Genomic DNA, 20330 nt, shown 5'->3' with positions numbered 1-20330 from the left:
TGCCTGTCTCTCTGTCATTGAAGGGTTGAGCCGCTCGCGTGCTTCATCGCACGCGCCGCCTGGCTGCCGGACTTGCTGCCGTCTGTCGACGCAGTCCGTGTCAGCATGCTGCGCGGCACGAGCAGGATCAGCACACAGCTGACCAGCAGACACGCACCGAGCGCATAAGTACCGTTGTTGATATCGCCCGTCAGATTCTTGGCGACCGCTGTAATCATCGAGCCCGTAAAGCCTGACAGATTGCCGATTGCGTTGATCATCGCAATGCCGGCGGCAGCCGCCGCACCCGACAGCAACTGGCCCGGGAAGGTCCAGTAAATCGGCATCAACGCGAGGATGCCGGCCGTTGCGATCGTCAGGAACGTGATCGCCAGCACGATCTGATGCGCAAACGCCGCGCTCAGAATCAGCCCGACTCCGCCGATCAGCGCCGGAATCGCCGCATGCAGACGCCGCTCGCCGGTTTTCTTCGAATGAGCCGCGTTGGCGAGCGTCGCGATGATCGCCACACCATAAGGAATAGCCGTCAGCAAGCCGATATGCAAGGGATCCTGCACACCGGTTGCCTTGATGATCGACGGCAGCCAGAAGGCAAGGCCGTAGAAACCCGTGTTGAAGGTCAGCAGAATCGCCACCAGCAGCCACACGCGCGGATCGCGTACCGCCGAGCCGAAACGCGCGGTCTTGTGCGTGGCTTCTTTCTGCAGATTCGCGCTCAGCAGGCTCTTTTCCTGCGGCGTCAGCCAGCGGGCGCGCTCGATGCCGTCATCGAGCGAGAAATACACGATGAATGCGGTCAGCAGCGACGGTACGCCTTCGAGCAGCAGCATCCACTGCCAGCCCTGGTAGCCAAACAGGCCCGCCGTGTGCTCCATCAGCCAGCCGGAGATCACGCCGCCCAGCATCAGGCTGACCGGCATCGCGATCAGGAAGCCCGACATCACGCGGCTCTGGCGTTGCGCGGGAAACCAGTAGTTCAGGTACAGAATCACGCCGGGAAAAAAGCCGGCTTCGCAGATACCGAGCAGAAAGCGCAACGCGTAGAACATCGTCGCGGTTTCGACATGCGCGAGGTGCGCGAGCGGTTCGACGAACGCGAGCGCCATCGAAACCAGGCCCCACGTGAACATGATTCGCGCGATCCAGAAGCGCGCGCCGTACTTATGCAGGAAAACGTTGCTCGGCACTTCAAAGATGAAGTAGCCCCAGAAGAATACGCTCGCGCCGATCGCGTACATGGTGTCGGTCAGGCCCAGGTCGTCGAGCATTTGCAGCTTGGCGAATCCGACGTTCACGCGGTCAAGATAAGCCACCACGTAACACAGCAGCAGAACGGGCAACAGGCGGCGCACGACCTTGCGGTAGGTCCGCTCTTCGAACTCGCTGGTTCCCGCGGGAAGGGTCGCGCTGGTGGGCGGCGCAGTGGTCATTCGTATCTCCGTAGCGGTATTGGTATCGGTACTGCGTGGGCGGAATATCAACGTTTGGCGCACATTGCGCTAATCCGATCCGCTGAAGTTACCGGTAACATTTCTTGCCGTGGATGTTACGCGTGGTAAATCATCCGAACAACCAAGGGATATCCCTGATCCGTGCCGCCGACACGGCGTGTGCAAGGCCATGCGGCGACGCTTTACACGCTTAGCGGCACATTTTCACGTGCTTTCGCGGGGAATGACGGTGAAGTCGATCTTGATGGCTTTTGCGCGCTGAGTCTGAGCGGAGGCGCTGTTTGTGCCGGCGGTCTCGCGCGCCTTCAACTCCGCGAGCAATGCCTCACCCGCACGCAAGCCGATACCGTATGCATCGACTGATACGGTGGTGATAGTCGGCTGCGAACACCACGACACTTCGAAGTTACCGAAGCCTGCAATCGCGATATCGCCCGGCACCGACAACCCGCGCCGATGACATTCCATCATCGCGCCAAACGCCGACATGTCGCTCACGCACATCACCGCCTCGGTGTCGGGCCATGCTTCGAGCAGCGCGCCGATCGCGGGCGCGCCGTGACTCATCGTGATCGGCGAGTCGCCGAGCCGGATCACGCGTGGCTCGCCGAGCTCCAGCGATTTCATTTCAGCGATATAACCGCGCATCCGGTCGAGGCCCCGTCGATCGCGTTCACTCGCGCCGCCGATAAAGCCGATACGCCGATAGCCGCTTGCATGCAAATGCCGGACCATCGCGCGCGCCGCCGTCGCGTTGGAAAAGCCGACGGCTGTGTCGATCGGATCGGTGGGGAGATCCCACATCTCGACCACCGGGATGCCCGCGCGCTGGAGCAACGTGCGGGTTGCGTCGGTATGCCGGCCGCCGGTCAATGCGACACAGCGCGGTTGGTGGCGCAGCATCGAACGAACGAGGAGTTCTTCCTGCTCGAGACGATAATCCGTGTCGCCCAGCAACAGTTGCAGACCATGCGGAGTCAACGCGGCATTCAGGCCACGCACCGTGTCGGAGAAGTTGGAACTGGCCAGCGACGGCACCAGCACCGCGACAAACTCCGAACGGCCCGAGGACAATGCGCCGGCTGCGGCATCGGCCACATAACCAAGTTCGTCGATCACTTTCTGAACCCGTTCGCGCGTGGCCGGCGACACGCTGCGCCCGGCCAATACGCGGGACACGGTCATCTTCGATACGCCGGCGCGTTCGGCAACATCGGACATGCGGGGCGGAACGGGCGGCCTGAACGTCATGGTATCGGTCAATGCAAGTGCGCTGAAGTCACGGAACGCACATGATACCTGGCGACTCCGCGTGGAGGTCGAGGTTTCATGACGGTTAGCGCGTGTGCCGCCATCGTCGTGACGATGGCACGGCACAGCAACGCTGGATGAGCCTGCGGACGCTTATGCGCTTACTGCGAAAAGCCCCGGCTACATTGCGCCTGAGGTTGCCCCGGCACTGGCGCGCGAAACGAAAACAGACCGCCGGCCTGCGGCTGCCGCTGACGTTCTGCGGGCGACAAGCCCTTCCACGCCGTCGACGCATAGACGGTTTGCAGATCGCTGCCGCCGAACGCGAGTTTCGTCACGTTGGCGCAAGGGAACGGCACCTGCTCCACCAGTTCGCCTGCGGGCGAATAGCGTTCGATACGCCATCCGCCGAACAGTGCGACCCACACGAAACCGTCTGAATCGACGGCCATGCCGTCCGGGTGGCCGTCGCCGGAAATGGTGGCGAACGTGCGCCTGTTAGACAACGCGCCGTCTTCACTCACGTCGAACGCGTACACCACGCGCTGCATCGTGTCGTTGTGATAGAGCGTGCGCCGGTCGGGACTCATGGCGGGACCGTTGGTGATGACGTAGCCATCGTCCTGCGCAAGCACGTCGCCGCTATCGCTCACCCGATACAGCGTGCCGGTGGGCTGCTGCTCGGCGTCATCCATCGAGCCAAACCACAGGTGGCCGGTCGCGTCGACGAAACCGTCATTGAGGCGATTGCCCGGCAGATGCGATTCAACCGCCGTGAGCCTGATGAATTGCCCGCTGCCGGCATCGAAGCGGTACAGGCCACCCGGCATCCCGCAGATAAAGGCGCGATCGCGGTCTGCGAGCGGCACGACAAAGCCAGGCTGGTCGGGTGCATCCCACGTCTGCGTCTCACCCGAATCGACCGACAGACGATGAATATGACGGCCCTTGATATCAACGAAGTACACCGCGTTTTCTTCGGCGCGCCAAACCGGGCCTTCGCCCAGTTCGGCACCGACCGGCCATACGCAGACAGGAATGCGGATATTCATTCGCCGTACCACCCTGCATCGACGAAATAGTCGCGGCCCGAACAACGGGACGCGTCGTCGGACGCGAGAAACAGCGCCATGCGCGCAACATGCTCCGGTTCGACCCGCAGACGCAGACATTGGCTCGCCACCACTTTCGCTTCGCTTTCGGGCGATTGCCACAATTGCATCTGACGCGGCGTGCGAATCGCGCCCGGGATAATGCAGTTCACGCGAATGCCTGCGTCGCCGAGGTCGCGCGCGAGTCCGCGCGTGAGCCCTTCGATACCGGCCTTCGCGGTCATGTAGATGGCGAGATTCGGCAACGCCAGATGCCACGACACCGAGCCGAGATTCAGGATCACGCCGCGCCCCAGCTTGCGCATGCCGGCTGCTACAGCCTGTGCGCAAAAGAACTGGTGCCGTAGATTGACGGCGATGCGCCCGTCCCAGTACTCCGGCGTCACGGCTTCGATCTCGTGCCGGTCGTCATTGCCCGCATTGTTGACGAGAATCTCGATCGGACCCGCCGCTTCGGCGATCGCGTTGAACGTGGTCTGAATTGCGTTGGCGTCGCGCAGATCGCACCGATGGAATACCGGAGGATGAGCGGAGCCGCGCAGCGCTTCCTGCAACGCCAGCGAGTCTTCTTCAGCGACGTCGAGGAAAAAGACCCGCGCGCCCTGCTGCGCGAAAGCCTCGACCATCGAGGCGCCAATGCCGCTGCCGCCACCGGTAATAACAACCGTTTTGCCTGCAAGGCTGGGATAGATTGCGTACGACATCTGATATTCCACTTGTTCCGAGTATGACAACGAACAGATGGCGCGCCGCCTCCCGTCGGCTGACGCGCCACACTATGCCTTTACCGCTTGATGTCGACTTCGCTCACCATACGCCAGTCGCGCTCAAGCGTTCGCACCGCATTTCCGGTGACCGTCACCGTGCTGCTCAGGTGAAGATCGCGGCTCGAGCTTCCGATCAGCAGATCGAAGTCACCCGGCTCGACGATACGCTCACCGCGCCCGTCGGTGAAATTGAGCATATCGACAGGAATCTTCACATGAACCTGTGCCGTATTGCCAGCTTTTACCGGCACCCGTGCGAACCCTTTCAATTCGCGTACTGGTCGCGTTGAGGATGCAAGCCGGTCACGCACGTAGATTTGCACGATTTCGGTGCCTTCGCGCGAACCGATGTTCTCGACCGAGAAACTGAGTTCGATCGTTCCATCGGCAATCGATACTTCGCGTTGCGCCACGTCGAGATTGCCATAACGGAATTGCGTATAGCTGAGTCCAAAGCCAAACGGATAGCGGCTGCCGAAATGATAAGCGACAGGCGTGCCGGCGCTCTTGAGCTTGTGGTTATACACGTACGGCACCGCACCGGCGCTTTTCGGCACGGACAGCGGCAGGCGGCCCGTGAAGTTCGCACGACCCACCAGCAGGTCCGCGAGCGCCTCCGCGCCGCGCTCGCCCGGTGCGAAGGCCATGATTTGCGCCGCGATACGATCTTCCAGACCGCCGAGGTTGTACGGACGGCCTCCTGTCATCACGACGACCGTCGGCGTGCCGCTGTCGACCACCGCCGCCAGCAACGCCTGCTGGACGCCCGGCAGGTCGAGGCTGTCGGTATCGGAACCTTCGCCTACCGTGCCGGACTGGAACAGACCCGACAGGTCGCCTACGAACACGATGGCCACGCCGGCCTCGCGTGCAGCATCGACCGCTGCGGCAATACCTGCGGTGTCCTGGCTGATCAGTTCATCCGGATTGGTGATGGCCATGGTGTCCAGTGACACGTCGCCCGGGAACACCGGTGCACCCGCGCGGCGCTCCGCGATGATGTGGCAGCCTTTAGCATGGATCACGCGATCTTCGCCGAGCAGCGCCCGCAACGATTTCAACGGGGTGCTGATCGACGCCACCGACTGCTCGCCGGAGTTGATCAGATGCACCGGAAAGCTGTAGCCGGCCAGCAACGCGAGCGGATCGTCGGCGGTCGGTCCGATCACCGCGACCTTCGCCGCGCCCTTCGCGTCCAGCGGCAGTACGCCGCCTTCATTGCGCAGAAGCACCGCCGACTCGAGCGCTACCTGGTAAGCGGTATCGCCAGCGGAGTCGCTCTTTACATCCACCTGGTCCGGATCGGCATAGGGATTCTCGAACAGGCCGAGACGGAATTTCGTGCGCAGAACGCGTGACACCGTGGCGTTGATCGTTGCTTCACTGATCTCGCCGCGTGCCAGCGCCTCCTTCAGATGCAGTGCACATTCGTGCCCCGGCAATTCGACGTCGAGCCCCGCATTGAATGCGAGCGCTGCGGCCGCCGCACTGTCGGGCGCGACTGCGTGATGACTGAAAAGCAGATCGACACCCGCATAGTCGGCGACGACCAGACCGTCGAAGCCCCACTTGTCGCGCAGCGTCTCGGTGAGCAGCTTGCGGTCGGCATGACACGGCACGCCGTCGATGTCGTGATACGCAGGCATGACCGACCCCGCATCCGCCAGCTTGACCGCCATTTCAAACGGCAACATGAAGACGTCGTTGAGTTCACGCGGACCGACGTGGACGGGCGCGTGATTGCGCGCGCCTTCGCTTGCCGAATGGCCGACGAAATGCTTGAGCGTGGCGAGCAGATCGCGCCGTTCGCCCTGCAAACCCTTGATGTAGTGACATGCGAGCACGCCGACCAGGTACGGGTCTTCGCCGAGCGTTTCCTCGGTGCGGCCCCAACGCGGATCGCGCGACACGTCCAGCACCGGCGCAAGCCCCTGATGACAGCCAATCGAGCGTGCCTGCTCGCCAATGATCTGGCCCACCTGTTCGACCAGCGCCGGGTTCCACGTCGCTGCGTAGTTCAGCGGCGACGGAAACAGCGTGGCGTCCTTGATCATCAAACCGACCAGACATTCTTCGTGCGACATGACCGGAATGCCGAGGCGCGTGTCTTCCACCATCTGACGTTGCAACGCGTTGAGTGCCCGCACGCCCTCTTTCGGCTCGACCGTGTGGGTGCCGAGCGGACGCGTGATCTGGCCGAGCCCATGTTGCAGAATTGTTTCGACGGTCACGCCGGCATCGCCATGCGCGAAATCCACCGTACGCGCTTCGTGCTTGCCGTCGGACGACAGCTTCAGCCACGCAGAGTGAAGCTGCGCGATTTTCTCGTCCAGGGTCATGCGCGCCAGCAAGTCGGCGACGCGCGCGTCTACGGCAGCTTCCGGATTGCGGTAAAGCGGAACATCACTTTGGCGAAGCAACATCTAGAACTCCTTTAAATGATCCTGGTGGTCGTAGCGCGCAGCGCGCCGACAATCTTGTTGTTCTTCATAGGCGCAGAGGACCGTGCCGCGTTATCTGCGGCCACGCTCTGCGTTCATATTCATGGTTGAATTTCTCAGTCTTCCGAATAGACGGAGTACTAATGAACATCGAAATTCATTGATTCGATTTGGTGGCGAGGCTGCCGCCGCCTCGCCCTCGCGAGCTATGTTTAATTGCGGCTGATCAATGCAGACGCGGCACCGCGAAATCCTGGTCGTCGAACACGTGGCAGGCGTCCGGCGCGAGCGTCAGTTCGATTCGCTCGTCGTGCGTCACGCCGCCATCGCCCGGCAGCTTGGCGATCATCGGGCTGCCTTCACGACTGCCGCCGTCGATATGAACGTAGCTGTGCTCACCCATCCGCTCCACCAGACGCACCGCGCAGCGAATCGACTGCGCGCCGGCCTGGCCGTTGGGCAGGCCCAGGTGCTCAGGCCGGATGCCGAGCGTGACGTGGTTGCCCAGTTGCAGCTTGCGGCCGTCGACGTGCGCCCGCACGCGCTCACCACTCGTCAGTTCGATCTCGATACCGTTGGCGTCGATTGTCTTCACGACACCCGGCAAGAAGTTCATTTTCGGCGAGCCGATGAAACCCGCGACGAAGCGGCTTTTGGGACGGTGATACAGATCGAGCGGCGCGCCGATCTGCGCGATACTGCCGTGCTTCTCCAGATCGGCGCCCGCTTGCAGCAGTACGATCTTGTCGGCCAATGCCATCGCCTCGATCTGGTCGTGCGTGACGTAAATCGCGCTCGCCTGGCGGAATTCGCGATGCAGGCGCGCGATCTCGATACGGGTCTGAACGCGCAGCGCGGCGTCGAGATTCGACAACGGCTCGTCGAACAGGAACACGCCCGGCTCGCGCACGATCGCACGGCCAATCGCCACGCGCTGCCGCTGGCCGCCAGACAACGCAGCGGGCTTGCGCTCCAGCAGCCCATCGAGCTGCAGCGTAGCCGCGGTGCTGCGCACCTTGGTGTCGATCGTCGCTTTGTCGATCTTTGCCTGACGCAGACCGAACGCCATGTTCTCGTAGACGCTCATGTGCGGATACAGCGCGTAGTTCTGGAACACCATGGCGACACGGCGTTCCGCCGGCGACACGTTGTTCATCAGCTTGCCGTCGATGCGCAGATCGCCGGCGGTGATCGATTCAAGACCGGCGATCATCCGCAGCAGCGTGGACTTGCCGCAGCCCGACGGGCCGAGGAACACACAGAATTCGTTCGAGCCGACTTCGAGGTTGGCGTCGCGGATCACCGCGTTGCCGCTCGCATAGGACTTCTGTAGGTTAGAAAGAGAGATGCTTGCCATATCGTTTTATGCGAAGTTCGGTGTGCGGGCCACTTGTCAGCCCGCACGATTGGAGGCGGTGTGCGATACGGATCAGCCTTTCAGCGAGCCGGCCATCATCCCCTTGATCACGCGCTCCTGACCGAACGCGTAAGCAACGATCAGCGGCAATGACGTGAGCACGAGGACGGCCAGCATCGACGGTATGTTCGACGCGTATTGCCCCATGAAGTCCCAGATTGCGAGCGGCAACGTACGGTGCTCGGACGTCGACGTCAGCATGTACGCGAAGATGAACTCGTTCCACAGACCAATGCCGTTGAAGATCGCCACCGTGGCGAGTCCCGGTCCGGAGAGCGGGAAGAAAATCCGCCAGAAGATGGTGAACGGACCGCAGCCGTCGAGCTGTGCCGCTTCTTCGAGTTCGCGCGGAATCTGGCGCATGAACTCGGTCAGGATGAAGATGGACACCGGCAGACTGAGGGCCACATAAGGACCAATCAGCGCGAACGCCGTATCGTAAAGACCGAGATTGCGCGTAAGCAGATAGATCGGCACCAGCGTCGCATGCAGCGGCACGATCATGCCCGCCACCACGAGACCGAAGAGCAGCTTGTTCAGCTTGAAGCGCATGCGCGCAAACACATAAGCCGCCATCGCACTGATGATGACGATCAGCAGCACCGACACGCCCACCGTGAACACGCTGTTACGGAAATACGTGAAGAACGGCCCCTGTAGCACAGCCGCGTAATTGCCCCAATACAGGTGACTCGGCGGCGCCCACACGGATGTCGCAAAGGTCTCCTCCTGGCTCTTGAAACTGGACACGACCATGAAGAGAAACGGGATCGTCGTGACACCCAGCCAGATCAGCGCCAGCAGAGGAATTCCCACGCGGGGAAAGCGCAGTTTTTTATTCATGGTTCAGACCTCGGTTGCAAAACGGCGCGTGAAGTACATCGATACCGCCGCCACCGTGATGACGATAAGGAACATCGCCGAGCCGATGGTGCTGCCGTAGCCGAGCTGGAACGAGCTGAACACCGTGCGATACATATAAGTGGCCATCACCTCGGACGAGCCTTCAGGGCCGCCGCCGGTCATGACAAAGACGAGATCGAAGTAACGCAGCGAGCCGAGCACGGACAGGAGCACCGCCGTGCGCACCGTGCCTTGCAGGTGCGGCAGCTTGATGCGCCAGAAAATGGTCCACTCGGAAGCGCCGTCGAGGAGCGCAGCCTCGTTGACCTCGGCCGGCATCGACGAGAGACCGGCGAGAAACAGAATCATGTAGAAGGGCGCGTTCTGCCAGATGATCACAGCGATCGTTGCACCCAGCGACAAATGCGGATCGCCCAGCCAGTCCTTCGCGAGACCATCCAGTCCGAACGCCTGCAGCGCGACGTTGAGCGGGCCGAAGTTCGGATCGTAGATCTGTTTGAACAGCACACCAATTGCCACGCTCGACATGAGCAGCGGCAGGAAATAGAGAACCTTGAGCAGGCGCGAACCACGGCCGGCCTTTTCCAGCAGCACGGCGAGCACGAGCGCGATGGGAAGCTGGATGACGATCGACGCGACAGCCAGGATCACGTTGTTCCTGAGCGATTGCCAGAACACGGCGTCGTGGGCGAGTCGCCCCCAGTTCGCGAGCCCGATATAACGGGCTGTGTTACCGAGGCCATTCCAGTCGAGCAGCGACAGACGCAGGCTCGAGACGAGCGGATAAAGCAGGAACACGGCCAGCAACAGCAGCGACGGCGCAAGAAACACGACCGTGACGAGCTTTTGCGACGAAATTCGTAGCCGGCGTTCGGGTGTAGCGGAAAGTGCGATGTTCACGAGCGTGTATGCCGGCCGGCACCTCACGATGCCGGCCGGACTTTCCTTAGGGACTGAAGATTAACCGCCCTTCTTCGAAGCGGCTTCCATTTGCTGCGCAGCAGCCTCAGGCGTCAGCGACAGACCGAACAGTTGCTGCGTCGTGTCCTTGTGCATTTCGCCGAGGGCCGGCGGCAGTGCCTGGTCGTACCAGAGCTGCACGCTCGGAGCGGCGGCAAGCAGTTGCTGCAGACGCTGCGTGAACGGGTCGTCGATCTTGACGTTATTGACCGGCGGCAGCTTGTGGTCATCCGACGCGCGAGCCTGCATCGCCTTGTCGTCGGTCAGTGCCTGGATCAGCTTGAACGCTGCGTCCGGCGTCTTGCACTCGGTCGAAATGCTCAGGAAGCCATCGCCAACCGTGCCGATCAGATCACGCGGATCGCCCTTGCCACCCGGCACGCTCGGGAACGGGAAGAAGTCGAGGTTCTTCGAGAACGCCGGATCTTCGTTTGCGATCGTCGAAGCTTCCCATGCACCCATCAACTCCATGGCAGCCTTGCCCGAGTACAGCAGACGGCGCGACGCACCCGAGTCGTAGTCAAGACCGTTGATGCCCGGTGCGAACGCGCCAGCCTTCACCAGCTCCTGGATGCGCTTGCCTGCTTCGATGAACGCCGGATCTTCGAAACCCTTACCCTTGCCGTCGATTGCGTCCTTCACGACCTGCGGACCACCAATGCGGTCGACGAGGTACATGTAGTACATCGAACCGGTCCACTTGTTCTTGTTCGCGAGCGAGAACGCTGCCACGTTGTGCGACTTCAGCACGGCAACCACGTGCATCAACTCATCCCACGTTTTCGGCGGCGTGATGCCGTACTTCGCGAAAACGTCCTTGTTGTAGAAGATCACTGCGGCCGCTGCATTTTCGGCAGCCACGCCATAGGTCTTGCCGTCGTACGTGGTGACATTCCACGACGATTGCATGAAGCGGTTGCGAAACGCCGGATCCTTGCTGAGGTACGGCGTAAGGTCGACGATCTGGCCGGACTTCACATACTCCTGCAGGCCACCGCCGCCCCAGTTCTCGAACACGCACGGCGGCTGGTTCGCGCCGAACGCGACCTTCAGCTTCGTCTTGTAGGCCTCGTTCAGAATGTGCGAATTCTCGACCTTGTAGCCCGGGGTCGCCTTTTCGAAGCGATCCGACGCGTCGCGGATGATCTTGCTCGACGACGTATTGGTCTGCTGGTCCCACGCGGTGATCGTCGATTGTGCGAATGCGGCTGTCGAAACGACAGCGGACAACGAGAATGCAAGCGCCGCGGCGCCAGCAATAGACCGCGCTTTGGAAAAAGCCGGGTACGCCATGTTTGTGTCCCCTCTCATGGATATTAGAATGTCAACGAACCGTGTAACGTTAGCCTTAACGTTAGCGAATGTTAGACTTGTGTTCAAACGACTGCTATGCGGGATTTTACCTGGTGATCTGACCTGCCTGCTACTGACGGCGCAAGTCGATCAAGCTTGCGTAGCCGCGATCATAGCCGGTTCTGGTAGAATAATCGCAAGAAAGACGTTACCGCTAACGTTGTCAGCGAATCAATTCGACATGACCACCCGGACCCCCTCGTCACGCATGGCACAGCAGACCCCTACGCTCGAGCATGTTGCCAAGCTCGCCGGCGTGTCCCAGATGACCGCGTCGCGCGCGCTCAACGGCCGTCCCGGCGTGTCGCGCGAAACCCGCGACGAAGTAATCAGAATCGCGTCGGACATCGGCTATGTCGTCAACCGCACCGCGCAGAAACTCTCGGGCGGCCGCAACGGCATCATCGGCATCATCACGCCGACTCTCGACACCCAGTTCTCCAGTGAATTGATTCTCGGTGCGGGCCGTGCAGCGCGCGGCGCGGGCTGTGAGATTCTGGTCTACACCGTGTTCGACGAAGACCGTCATCCGCATCACGATCTGCTGGGACTGATCCAGCAGTTTTCGGACGGCATTCTCGCCATCCTGCCGCGCGAATCGTTGTGTCTCGAAGCGCTGGCCAATGCAAAGGTGCCGGTTGTCGTCGTCGATCAGCGCGGCAGCACGCTCACCGATTTCCCATCGGTCTCGGTCGACAATTACGGCGGCGCCCGCCTCGCGGTCGAGCATCTCGCTGAACTCGGTCACAAGCGGATCGCGTTTCTCGCGGGCAATGAAACGATTGAAGGGGTGCGCGACCGGCAGCGCGGTTACCAGGACACGTTGGCCCGGCTCGGCTTGCCGCGCGAAGATGCGCTCGTCGCCGAAGGCGACCTGTCGCAAATGATGGCATTCGACGTCACGTTCGATCTGCTCAATCTCGCCGATCCGCCCACCGCCATTTTCACGGCCAACGACCAGAGCGCATTCGGCGTGATCGCTGCGATCCGGGAAGCGGGCTTGCGCGTGCCGGACGACATCTCGGTGATCGGCTTCGACGACATCCCGATGGCCGAGCAATTCCATCCGGCACTCACTACGATTCGCCAGCCGTTCCAGCAAATGGCTCGCTCCGCCGTTAATACGTTGCTCGCGCAGATCGCCGGGATCGGCGCCGCTTCGCAACGTATTACCCTGCCGGCGGAACTGGTTGTGCGCGACTCCACCGGGCAGGTCCGGACGAAGTAGAGCCGCGCACATTACCAGATGGTTTCTACATAAGTTGACGCTCGCACCTTGGCATCCGAGGTGACGAGCGCGCCGCCAAAGGTACGGGCAGTGGCGACGATCAGACGCTGGTGCGACGTCAGCGCGGGCGGCAAGGTGGCCGCGCGAATGGCGATCTCGGTGTCGACCGGGACCATTCGCACACCTTCCATCGACGCAAACGTGGATAGCCAGCTGCGGGCGTCCATCGACAACCCGAGCCGGCCCTCCTTCACGAACTCCGCGATTTCGAGCGCACTGATCGCCGAGATCAGGATCTCGCCGCCGTCCAGCTCCCTATCTATCGCGTCGTGCGCGGCCTGACTCAACGCCTTCTGCCTGCCCAGCCAACACACAAGCGCAAGCGTGTCGAGCGTGATCATCGCTCTTCCTGTTCCAATGCAGCGGGAACAGCCGGGTGCTTCATATTGAAATGCACGATCGACGCTCGCAGTAATTCGAGCGGATTCTCCTGCTTGCTCCGGTAAGGCCGGATTTCGATAGTGGGTTGGCCCCGGTCGGTGACGACAACGGTCTCTCCCAGCATTTCCACTTGCCGGAACAGCTCGCATGCACGGGACTTGAATATGGCCTTCGATACTCTCTTTTCCATTGCGATCTCCACCCAAACCTATTGGTACAGCTATTTTTTATGAATCGGGCCCGCTACCGTGATTACGGTTCGCGGCCAGATATTCTTTATCAATCCGGTACAACCACTTCTGGAAGTTCTCCCCTACTTCCGGTACTTTCCAAAGCTTGTGGCTCTCGCAGGGAAACATGATTACGCTGTACGCTCGTCATGTAACGCGATGTTGATGCAGCGGCATGCTTCATCAGCAACGAACCCGATGAAGCCGCCCAGGAACCGGTCAGTTAGCCGGTCTCTTTCGATGAAACGACGCTCCGATACGGTCGATACTTTGCCCTCGCTGTACTATCCCAGATAAGAATAAACGTGTCTAACGTTATCCCTAACGTTAAATGATGTTAATGTCGTGCAAGTATCGCCGCCATGCGGAGTTTACCTGGTCTACGTCATCCTTCTCCGGCTTACTGGACGTGCGATTGCGCCGAATCTCCCACGCCATGAAAGTCCCATTGGAGATTCGCTCATCGGGTGCACACATGGCGTCAAAACAGGTTGTTTTAATCACGGCGCCCGTCCCATAAAACGATCTCGCCGACGCCGTCGAAGTATCGGCTGCCATCACTGAGCGTCCGTTTCCGAGGGGTCCGGACGGGATGCCCCCTTTTCATCGAAATGCACGATCGACCCGCGCAGCACTTCAAGCGGATTTTCCTGTTTGCTGCGGTAAGGCCTGATTTCGATGGTGGGCTGACCACGGTCGGTGACAACGACGGTTTCCCCCATCATCTCCACATGCCGGAACAGCTCGCATGCTCTCGATTTGAAAATGGCTTTCGATACTCTCTTTTCCATTTCGCTCTCCACCCAGGCAATTCATACCGCTATGTTTTGATTCGAGGCGGAACCGTTGCGGGTTGCAGCCGGATGTTCCTGACAAATCCCGTCAAGCGACAGCCTGCGCCCGCTCTCCCACTTCACGGTGTTCAAATGCCACCGCAGCGCCTTTTTCATCGAACAGCGTGACTGACGACGTCGCCACCTTGATGCCGACGCGCGCGCCGACCGCATGCTGAGCGTCTTTCTTGTCGAGCTTCAGTGAAATCGCCTTGCCGACGCCATCGAGTTGCGCATGCAGGAGCGACACGTCGCCCAGATGCTCGACCAGCTCGACACGAGCGGGGAGCCCTTCACCCGGCGCACCGATGCCGAGGTATTCGGGCCGCACGCCGAGCGTCAGTTCACCGGTGAGCGCGCGCTCGGGACGACCCGGCAATACGATCTCGTTGTTGCCGCCGGTCACCGTGATGACCGTTTGCGATTCATTTTGCGACACGAGCGTAGCGGGCAGCATGTTCATTTGCGGCGAGCCGATAAAGCCGCCGACAAACCGGTTCGCGGGCCGGTCGTACAGGTCGAGCGGTGCGCCGATCTGTTCGATATGTCCTTTGTTGAACACGACGATCTTCTGGCCGAGTGTCATCGCTTCGACCTGGTCGTGCGTGACATAGATCATCGTCGTGCCGAGTTCGCGATGCAGCTTCGCGAGTTCGATCCGCATCTGCACGCGCAGCGCTGCGTCGAGATTCGATAGCGGTTCGTCGAACAGAAACACGCGGGGCTTGCGCACAATGGCGCGGCCAATCGCAACGCGTTGCCGCTGACCGCCCGACAATGCCTTGGGTTTGCGCTCCAGCAGATGGTTGATCTGCAGAATCTCCGCGGCCCGGCCCACCGCCTCGCGGACTTCCTGTTTCGACTTGCCCGACAGCTTCAGCGAGAAGCCCATGTTTTCCGCGACCGTCATATGCGGATACAGCGCGTAGCTCTGGAACACCATCGAAATGCCACGGTCAGCGGGCTGCAGGTCGTTGACCCGTACGCCGTCGATCAGAATATCGCCGTCGGTTACCGATTCAAGTCCGGCGATCATACGCAGCATGGTCGACTTGCCGCATCCCGACGGCCCGACGAACACCGTGAACTGACCATCCGGAATATGAAGATCGATGCCTTGAATGACCTGTGGTCCTTCACCATACGTCTTCGCGACGTTGCGCAATACGAGTTCGCCCATTTCTAGCTTCTCCTGAATCCTTATGCCTGCTGTCCCACGCGACGTTGCGTACTGTTACGTTCAGCGGCGTCGCGCGGGTTGCGTGCGGTACCGATCAATCCGCGTTAGCGTGGGGCCGCCACGCCGGCGTGCTGCGCAATCACGTCGCGATACCAAAGTGCGCTGTCCTTCGGAGTGCGCTGCTGGGTTGCGTAATCGACGTACACCATGCCGAAACGCTTGTCGTAGCCAGACGCCCATTCGAAGTTGTCCATCAGGCTCCACGCGAAATAGCCCGCGACGTCCACGCCCTTTTTCGCCGCATCCGACAACGCAGCCAGATGCAGGTCATAGAAACTGATGCGGTCGGTGTCGCGCACGCGGCCGTGGTCCAGCACGTCCTTCGCAGCGCAACCGTTCTCGGTGATGTAGATCGGCGGCAAGTGGTAGTCGGCGTTGAGCTTCGTCAGCAATTCCGTCAGACCTTGCGGATAGATTTCCCAATCCATGTCGGTAAAGCCGAGGACGCCCGGCGGACGCTTCGGACCCGACGCGCTCGCAAAAATGCGCGTGTAGTAATTCACGCCGAGGAAGTCCATCGGCGTGCCGATGATGTCGAAGTCACCGTCTTGAATCACTTCCTGCGGGCCATTCTCGCCGTACCACGCAAGCGCCTGCGCCGGGTAACGTCCTTTGAACAGCGGGTCCATGTACCAGCTGACGAACTTCTCGTATTCGAGCGACGCGGCCGCCTGATCTTCCGGCGAGTCGGTCGCGCCGTCTGCCGACGACTGGTTCAGCACGATGCCGAGCGGTGCCTTCACGCCATCGGCACGCAGCGCCTGCAACGCAAGACCGTGCGACAGCAGCAGATGGTGCGCGACGTGGGCCGCTTTCTTCAGGCTCTCGTTGCCCGGCGCGAAGTAGCCGGTCACGTTGCCGAGCCACGCGGTACACCACGGCTCATTGTGCGTCGCAATCGACGCCAGACGGTCGCCGAGCACGCTGCCGATTTTGCTGGCGTAGTCCGCGAAACGATAGGCGGTGTCGCGGTTTTCCCAGCCGTTTTGCGTGTCCTGCAATGCTTGCGGCAGGTCCCAGTGATACAGCGTTGCGAACGGCTGGATATTGCGCTTCAGCAGACCATCGACGAGACGCTCGTAGAAACCGAGGCCCTTCTCATTGAACGCGCCACGGCCATCCGGTTGCACGCGCGGCCACGCGATCGAAAACCGGTACGCCTGCAGGCCTAGATCGGCCATCATGTCGAGGTCCTGCTCCAGACGATGATAGTGATCGCAGGCCACGTCGCCATTCTCGCCCCTCACCACCTTGCCCGGCACCTTGCAGAAGGTGTCCCAGATCGACGCGCCACGGCCGTCATCATTCGCTGCACCTTCAATCTGATACGAGCTGGTAGCGACGCCCCAAACGAAATCTTCTTTAAAGCGATATGTCGACATAAATAGTGTTGCCCTGAATAGTCATGCCCGTAAGGGGCCAATGTGAGTGATTAGTCGTTAATCGGAAAGAACCGCATCAGGCCTTGACCGCGCCGGTCGTCAGACCGTCGATCAACCGGCGCGACGTAAACGCGAACAGCACGAGCAACGGCAATACGGCGACTGCCGACCCCGCCATGACGGCGCCCCAATCCGAATTGGTCGGACTCTGCAAGATGCGCAATGCGAGGGGCAGCGTGTACATCGACGGCGAGCGCAGCACCACGAGTGCCGACAGAAAGTTGTTCCACGCCTGAATGAAGCTGATCAGGCCGAGCGTGCCCAAGGCCGGACCGAGCAGCGGCAGAACCACACTCCAGTAGATGCGGAATTCGCCGCATCCGTCGATACGCGCCGCCTCGATCAACTCCGACGGAATCGCCGACGCCACGTACTGGCGCATCAGGAACACGCCGAGCGCCGCCGCCGCACCCGGCACATACAACGCGCGCGGCTCGTTGATCCAGCCCAGCAGGTTCATCGTCATGAAGGTCGGGATCATGCCGAGGAACGGCGGCACCAGCATCGCTGTCAGTGCGACCGCGAACAGCGCCTTCTTGAAGCGGAACTCGTACATCGCGAACGCGTAACCTGCCATTGACGTGACCAGCAACGTCAGCACGGTTTGCATCGTGGCGGTGTAGAAGCTCCAGCCGAGATTGCGCCAGAACGGGATATGCCGCATCAGCGACGCCATGTTGTCCAGAAACGCGCTACCGAACCACAACGGTGGCGGCATCGAGAAGATTTCCGAACTCGTGTGCGTGGCGAAGACGAACATGAAATAGAACGGCGAGAACATCAGCACCGCGCCCGCCAGTACGATTGCGTAGCCGGTATAGCGGGCCTTGTTATTCGACAATTGCGACAGTTTCATCGCTGTCCCTCCTCGTTCATGCCGCTGCGATGGAAGAGGCGTGTGTTAAGCCACATCAGCGCGGCGATGGTAATGAACAGCAACCACGCGATCGAACTCGCCGTGCCGAAGTCGCCATCGTGGAAAGCCGTGCGATACATATAGACGGCGGTAGTCAGACCCGATTGACTCGTACCCATGCCTTCATTCGGCAGCAGGATGAACGGCTCTTCGAACAGTTGCAGACCGCCAATAATGGAGAGTGTCACGGCGAAGAAGATCATCGGCTTGATCAGCGGAATCGTGATGCGCGTGAACTGTTGCCAGCCATTCGCACCATCGATCTTCGCGGCCTCATACAGGTCCTTCGGAATAGTTTGCAGCGCCGACAGATAAAGCACCGTATTCCAGCCGACATAACGCCAGAAGATCACCACCGACACCGCCGGCTTGACATTCGCCGGGTTGTACAACCATTCGATCCGATGCGCGGGCACGATCCAGTGCAGGCCTGGCAGTTTGCCGATTTCGGTAATGGCGAGATTGATCATGCCGAAGTCGGTCGAATACAACGACGAGAAGATCAACGCAATCGCCACACTCGACGTGATGAACGGCAGAAAGTACAGTCCGACGACGAAATTGCGCCAGCGCCGGAACGCGGTCTGCAGGAAAAATGCGAGCGGCAGCGCAATCAGATGTTGCGGCAGGCCGGACGCGATCGCCATATACGCCGTGTTGTACAGCGACTTCCAGTACCACGGGTCGGTCAGCGTGAAAGTGAAGTTCGACAGGCCCACCCACTTCATGTTGGCGAGTCCCGCTGTCGCGTCCCAGCTCTGGAACGACAGGTACAACGAGAACAACAACGGAAATGCGATGAACAACGCGAACAACAGAAAAAACGGAGCGAGAAACAGGTACGGCGCGACCTTCACTGGATTGACCAGCGATTTTCTGCGCGGCGCCGCGAGCGGCGCAAGCGCGTCGCTCACGCGCCCTTCATGGGCGCCCGGCTCGGGTGTGGGCAGTGACAGGCTCATCAGTAGTTCCGTCCAGTCGGGCGTAACCGGCAACCACCGCCGGCTACGCTAAGGCTAACTTCAGCCACGGCGTCACAGAACCACTGCGCGCCGTGGTGTTTCATCAACGGCGGATGCGGTGCGTGATCTCGGCTTGCGCTTCTTTCAATGCCGTGTCGACGTCTTCGTTATCGTCGACCACCTTGTCGAGCGCCGAGTGGACCGCTTCTTCAGCCACCTGGTCGTACTTGCTGCGCTGGATCGCCGGAATGTGCGACGCTGCATCGCGCCAGATCAGACGGGCCTTTTCATTACCGAGGAATGCAACCGGCTCAGCAAAGAAGCCGTCGTTCTGCGCGGAGAGCAGTGCGGGGAACGCGTCGATCGAACGGAACGAGGCGAGCTGCGTGTCCTGACGCGTGGTCAGGAACTTGATGAATTCCCACGACATCGCCTTTTGCGTCGCCTTGACCGGAATCGAATAGAACGTGCCGCCGAAAGACGCGTACGAGTTGTTCGGCAGATTCGCCGCGCGCCACAGACCCTTCGTGTCCGGAGCGATCCACGACGACAGGTGACCGCCGAGCCATGCGCCCATCATCTGCGTGGCAACCGTGCCGCGCTTGAAGCTTTCCGCCCACTCGTTCGACCACGGCGTGATCTTCGCGTCGAGGCCGAGGTCGCGCGCCTTCTTGGCGAGCTTGAATGCGGTAACGAAACGCGCCGACGTGACGACCGGATTGCCGGCCTTGTCGAAGTACACGCCATCGCCCTGCTTCAGGTCGGCACGAATATAGATGTCTTCGATATCGCGCGACGACGCCATCAGATACGCGCCCGTCGCTTTCTTGATCTTCACACCCGAGGCGAGATACGAGTCCCACGACTTGTTCAGATCGGCTTCCGTCACGCCGGCCTTGTCGAGAATGTCCTTGCGATAGAACAGCGTGCCCGGGCCGATGTCCGACGGCATGCCGACAATCGCGCCGTCCTGCGTAGTGGCTTGAGCGAAGGTGTAGCCGATGAACTGGCTCTTGTACTGGCCGGCGTTGTACGGCGGCTTCGACAGATCTTCAAGACCGCCGCCCGCAGCAAAGCGACCGATAAAGCCGACTTCCACTGCCATCACGTCAGGCAGATCGGAGCTGGTCGCGAGCGCGGTGGTCATCGCGTTGTGGTGATCTGCAATGGCCAGCGACGACACCTTGACATCCACGTCGGGATGCAGCTTCTTCCAGGCGGGAAGCGCGTCCTTGATTTCCTGATCGAGCTTCGGGAAAACGGCGACCGTCAATGTGGTGTTTGCGTGTGCGCTGATTGCCGCAATGCTCAGCAGAACTGCGGCGGCTGGCCCTGTAAATCGGAATGTCATTTATTCGTCTCCTGTTGAACCGTTTGTAGATTGCTTTCGGTTACTTCGTGGTTGCTTCTGTGGCTTACCTG

Annotated in this window: 18 protein-coding genes; 1 reads left to right on the top strand and 17 read right to left on the bottom strand. The window is 60.8% G+C overall.

The annotated features are described in order from the left end of the window. Nucleotides 1–14: 14 nt before the first annotated feature. The 9 genes from LMG28727_RS31915 to LMG28727_RS31875 form a co-directional block, all read right to left on the bottom strand. Nucleotides 15–1430: an MFS transporter gene (locus LMG28727_RS31915; protein WP_201646299.1), complete on the bottom strand. Its 1416-nt coding sequence runs from the start codon at nucleotides 1428–1430 to the stop codon at nucleotides 15–17. Between the two features lie 225 nt (nucleotides 1431–1655). Next, entirely contained in the window at nucleotides 1656–2672 is a 1017-nt protein-coding gene (locus tag LMG28727_RS31910; RefSeq protein ID WP_201646298.1) for a LacI family DNA-binding transcriptional regulator, read from the bottom strand. Nucleotides 2673–2863: 191 nt separating this feature from the next. Continuing rightward, a complete protein-coding gene (locus LMG28727_RS31905; RefSeq protein ID WP_201646297.1) occupies nucleotides 2864–3754 on the bottom strand; it encodes an SMP-30/gluconolactonase/LRE family protein in 891 nt (296 codons plus the stop codon). Beyond that, a complete protein-coding gene (locus tag LMG28727_RS31900; RefSeq protein WP_201646296.1) occupies nucleotides 3751–4518 on the bottom strand; it encodes an SDR family NAD(P)-dependent oxidoreductase in 768 nt (255 codons plus the stop codon). The genes LMG28727_RS31905 and LMG28727_RS31900 overlap by 4 nt, the downstream gene beginning before the upstream one ends. Before the next feature lie 80 nt (nucleotides 4519–4598). Continuing rightward, complete coding sequence (locus tag LMG28727_RS31895; RefSeq protein ID WP_201646295.1) at nucleotides 4599–7004, bottom strand: glycoside hydrolase family 3 N-terminal domain-containing protein; 2406 nt, start codon at nucleotides 7002–7004, stop codon at nucleotides 4599–4601. 244 nt (nucleotides 7005–7248) lie between these two features. Then, entirely contained in the window at nucleotides 7249–8379 is a 1131-nt protein-coding gene (locus LMG28727_RS31890) for an ABC transporter ATP-binding protein (RefSeq protein ID WP_201646294.1), read from the bottom strand. Between the two features lie 72 nt (nucleotides 8380–8451). Beyond that, complete coding sequence (locus tag LMG28727_RS31885) at nucleotides 8452–9282, bottom strand: carbohydrate ABC transporter permease (RefSeq protein WP_201646293.1); 831 nt, start codon at nucleotides 9280–9282, stop codon at nucleotides 8452–8454. Nucleotides 9283–9285: 3 nt separating this feature from the next. Beyond that, a complete protein-coding gene (locus tag LMG28727_RS31880; protein WP_236592512.1) occupies nucleotides 9286–10203 on the bottom strand; it encodes a carbohydrate ABC transporter permease in 918 nt (305 codons plus the stop codon). A 60-nt stretch (nucleotides 10204–10263) separates the two neighbouring features. After that, on the bottom strand, nucleotides 10264–11556 hold the full coding sequence (locus LMG28727_RS31875) for an extracellular solute-binding protein (protein WP_201646292.1): 1293 nt from the start codon (nucleotides 11554–11556) through the stop codon (nucleotides 10264–10266). Nucleotides 11557–11824: 268 nt separating this feature from the next. Here LMG28727_RS31875 and LMG28727_RS31870 point away from each other — a divergent pair, with 268 nt between their 5' ends. Beyond that, a complete protein-coding gene (locus LMG28727_RS31870) occupies nucleotides 11825–12844 on the top strand; it encodes a LacI family DNA-binding transcriptional regulator (protein ID WP_201646291.1) in 1020 nt (339 codons plus the stop codon). Nucleotides 12845–12855: 11 nt separating this feature from the next. On the opposite strand, the gene LMG28727_RS31865 is transcribed toward LMG28727_RS31870, so the two are convergent. The 8 genes from LMG28727_RS31865 to LMG28727_RS31830 all read right to left on the bottom strand — a co-directional run bounded on the left by LMG28727_RS31865 (nucleotide 12856) and on the right by LMG28727_RS31830 (nucleotide 20259). Beyond that, complete coding sequence (locus LMG28727_RS31865) at nucleotides 12856–13245, bottom strand: type II toxin-antitoxin system VapC family toxin (protein WP_201646290.1); 390 nt, start codon at nucleotides 13243–13245, stop codon at nucleotides 12856–12858. Then, nucleotides 13242–13475: a type II toxin-antitoxin system Phd/YefM family antitoxin gene (locus tag LMG28727_RS31860; RefSeq protein WP_201646289.1), complete on the bottom strand. Its 234-nt coding sequence runs from the start codon at nucleotides 13473–13475 to the stop codon at nucleotides 13242–13244. The genes LMG28727_RS31865 and LMG28727_RS31860 overlap by 4 nt, the downstream gene beginning before the upstream one ends. A 597-nt stretch (nucleotides 13476–14072) precedes the next feature. Continuing rightward, nucleotides 14073–14306: a type II toxin-antitoxin system Phd/YefM family antitoxin gene (locus tag LMG28727_RS31855; protein ID WP_201646288.1), complete on the bottom strand. Its 234-nt coding sequence runs from the start codon at nucleotides 14304–14306 to the stop codon at nucleotides 14073–14075. A gap of 91 nt (nucleotides 14307–14397) precedes the next feature. Then, nucleotides 14398–15528 carry an ABC transporter ATP-binding protein gene (locus LMG28727_RS31850; protein ID WP_201646287.1) on the bottom strand — a complete coding sequence of 377 codons (1131 nt, stop codon included), beginning with the start codon at nucleotides 15526–15528 and terminating at the stop codon, nucleotides 14398–14400. Nucleotides 15529–15632: 104 nt separating this feature from the next. Beyond that, nucleotides 15633–16970: a GH1 family beta-glucosidase gene (locus LMG28727_RS31845; RefSeq protein WP_201646286.1), complete on the bottom strand. Its 1338-nt coding sequence runs from the start codon at nucleotides 16968–16970 to the stop codon at nucleotides 15633–15635. 76 nt (nucleotides 16971–17046) lie between these two features. Next, entirely contained in the window at nucleotides 17047–17886 is an 840-nt protein-coding gene (locus LMG28727_RS31840) for a carbohydrate ABC transporter permease (protein ID WP_201646285.1), read from the bottom strand. After that, nucleotides 17883–18908 (bottom strand): carbohydrate ABC transporter permease, encoded by a 1026-nt coding sequence (locus tag LMG28727_RS31835; protein ID WP_201646284.1) that lies wholly within the window; start codon nucleotides 18906–18908, stop codon nucleotides 17883–17885. Before LMG28727_RS31835 ends, LMG28727_RS31840 begins: the two co-directional genes overlap by 4 nt. Nucleotides 18909–19011: 103 nt before the next feature. Next, nucleotides 19012–20259 carry an ABC transporter substrate-binding protein gene (locus LMG28727_RS31830; RefSeq protein ID WP_201646283.1) on the bottom strand — a complete coding sequence of 416 codons (1248 nt, stop codon included), beginning with the start codon at nucleotides 20257–20259 and terminating at the stop codon, nucleotides 19012–19014. Between the last annotated feature and the right edge of the window lie 71 nt (nucleotides 20260–20330).

The sequence above is a fragment of the Paraburkholderia metrosideri genome (assembly GCF_904848625.1).
GTDB lineage: Bacteria > Pseudomonadota > Gammaproteobacteria > Burkholderiales > Burkholderiaceae > Paraburkholderia > Paraburkholderia metrosideri.
Note: the sequence above shows the minus strand (reverse complement) of the source record. Positions and strands in the feature narration are given on the sequence as shown.

Excerpts from the sequence above, each read along its gene's own strand:
- LMG28727_RS31915 (WP_201646299.1), bottom strand. The coding sequence starts at position 1,430 with ATGACCACTGCGCCGCCCACCAGCGCGACCCTTCCCGCGGGAACCAGC.
- LMG28727_RS31910 (WP_201646298.1), bottom strand. The coding sequence starts at position 2,672 with ATGTCCGATGTTGCCGAACGCGCCGGCGTATCGAAGATGACCGTGTCC.
- LMG28727_RS31905 (WP_201646297.1), bottom strand. The coding sequence starts at position 3,754 with ATGAATATCCGCATTCCTGTCTGCGTATGGCCGGTCGGTGCCGAACTG.
- LMG28727_RS31900 (WP_201646296.1), bottom strand. The coding sequence starts at position 4,518 with ATGTCGTACGCAATCTATCCCAGCCTTGCAGGCAAAACGGTTGTTATT.
- LMG28727_RS31895 (WP_201646295.1), bottom strand. The coding sequence starts at position 7,004 with ATGTTGCTTCGCCAAAGTGATGTTCCGCTTTACCGCAATCCGGAAGCT.
- LMG28727_RS31890 (WP_201646294.1), bottom strand. The coding sequence starts at position 8,379 with ATGGCAAGCATCTCTCTTTCTAACCTACAGAAGTCCTATGCGAGCGGC.
- LMG28727_RS31885 (WP_201646293.1), bottom strand. The coding sequence starts at position 9,282 with ATGAATAAAAAACTGCGCTTTCCCCGCGTGGGAATTCCTCTGCTGGCG.
- LMG28727_RS31875 (WP_201646292.1), bottom strand. The coding sequence starts at position 11,556 with ATGGCGTACCCGGCTTTTTCCAAAGCGCGGTCTATTGCTGGCGCCGCG.
- LMG28727_RS31870 (WP_201646291.1), top strand. The coding sequence starts at position 11,825 with ATGGCACAGCAGACCCCTACGCTCGAGCATGTTGCCAAGCTCGCCGGC.
- LMG28727_RS31865 (WP_201646290.1), bottom strand. The coding sequence starts at position 13,245 with ATGATCACGCTCGACACGCTTGCGCTTGTGTGTTGGCTGGGCAGGCAG.
- LMG28727_RS31860 (WP_201646289.1), bottom strand. The coding sequence starts at position 13,475 with ATGGAAAAGAGAGTATCGAAGGCCATATTCAAGTCCCGTGCATGCGAG.
- LMG28727_RS31855 (WP_201646288.1), bottom strand. The coding sequence starts at position 14,306 with ATGGAAAAGAGAGTATCGAAAGCCATTTTCAAATCGAGAGCATGCGAG.
- LMG28727_RS31850 (WP_201646287.1), bottom strand. The coding sequence starts at position 15,528 with ATGGGCGAACTCGTATTGCGCAACGTCGCGAAGACGTATGGTGAAGGA.
- LMG28727_RS31845 (WP_201646286.1), bottom strand. The coding sequence starts at position 16,970 with ATGTCGACATATCGCTTTAAAGAAGATTTCGTTTGGGGCGTCGCTACC.
- LMG28727_RS31840 (WP_201646285.1), bottom strand. The coding sequence starts at position 17,886 with ATGAAACTGTCGCAATTGTCGAATAACAAGGCCCGCTATACCGGCTAC.
- LMG28727_RS31835 (WP_201646284.1), bottom strand. The coding sequence starts at position 18,908 with ATGAGCCTGTCACTGCCCACACCCGAGCCGGGCGCCCATGAAGGGCGC.
- LMG28727_RS31830 (WP_201646283.1), bottom strand. The coding sequence starts at position 20,259 with ATGACATTCCGATTTACAGGGCCAGCCGCCGCAGTTCTGCTGAGCATT.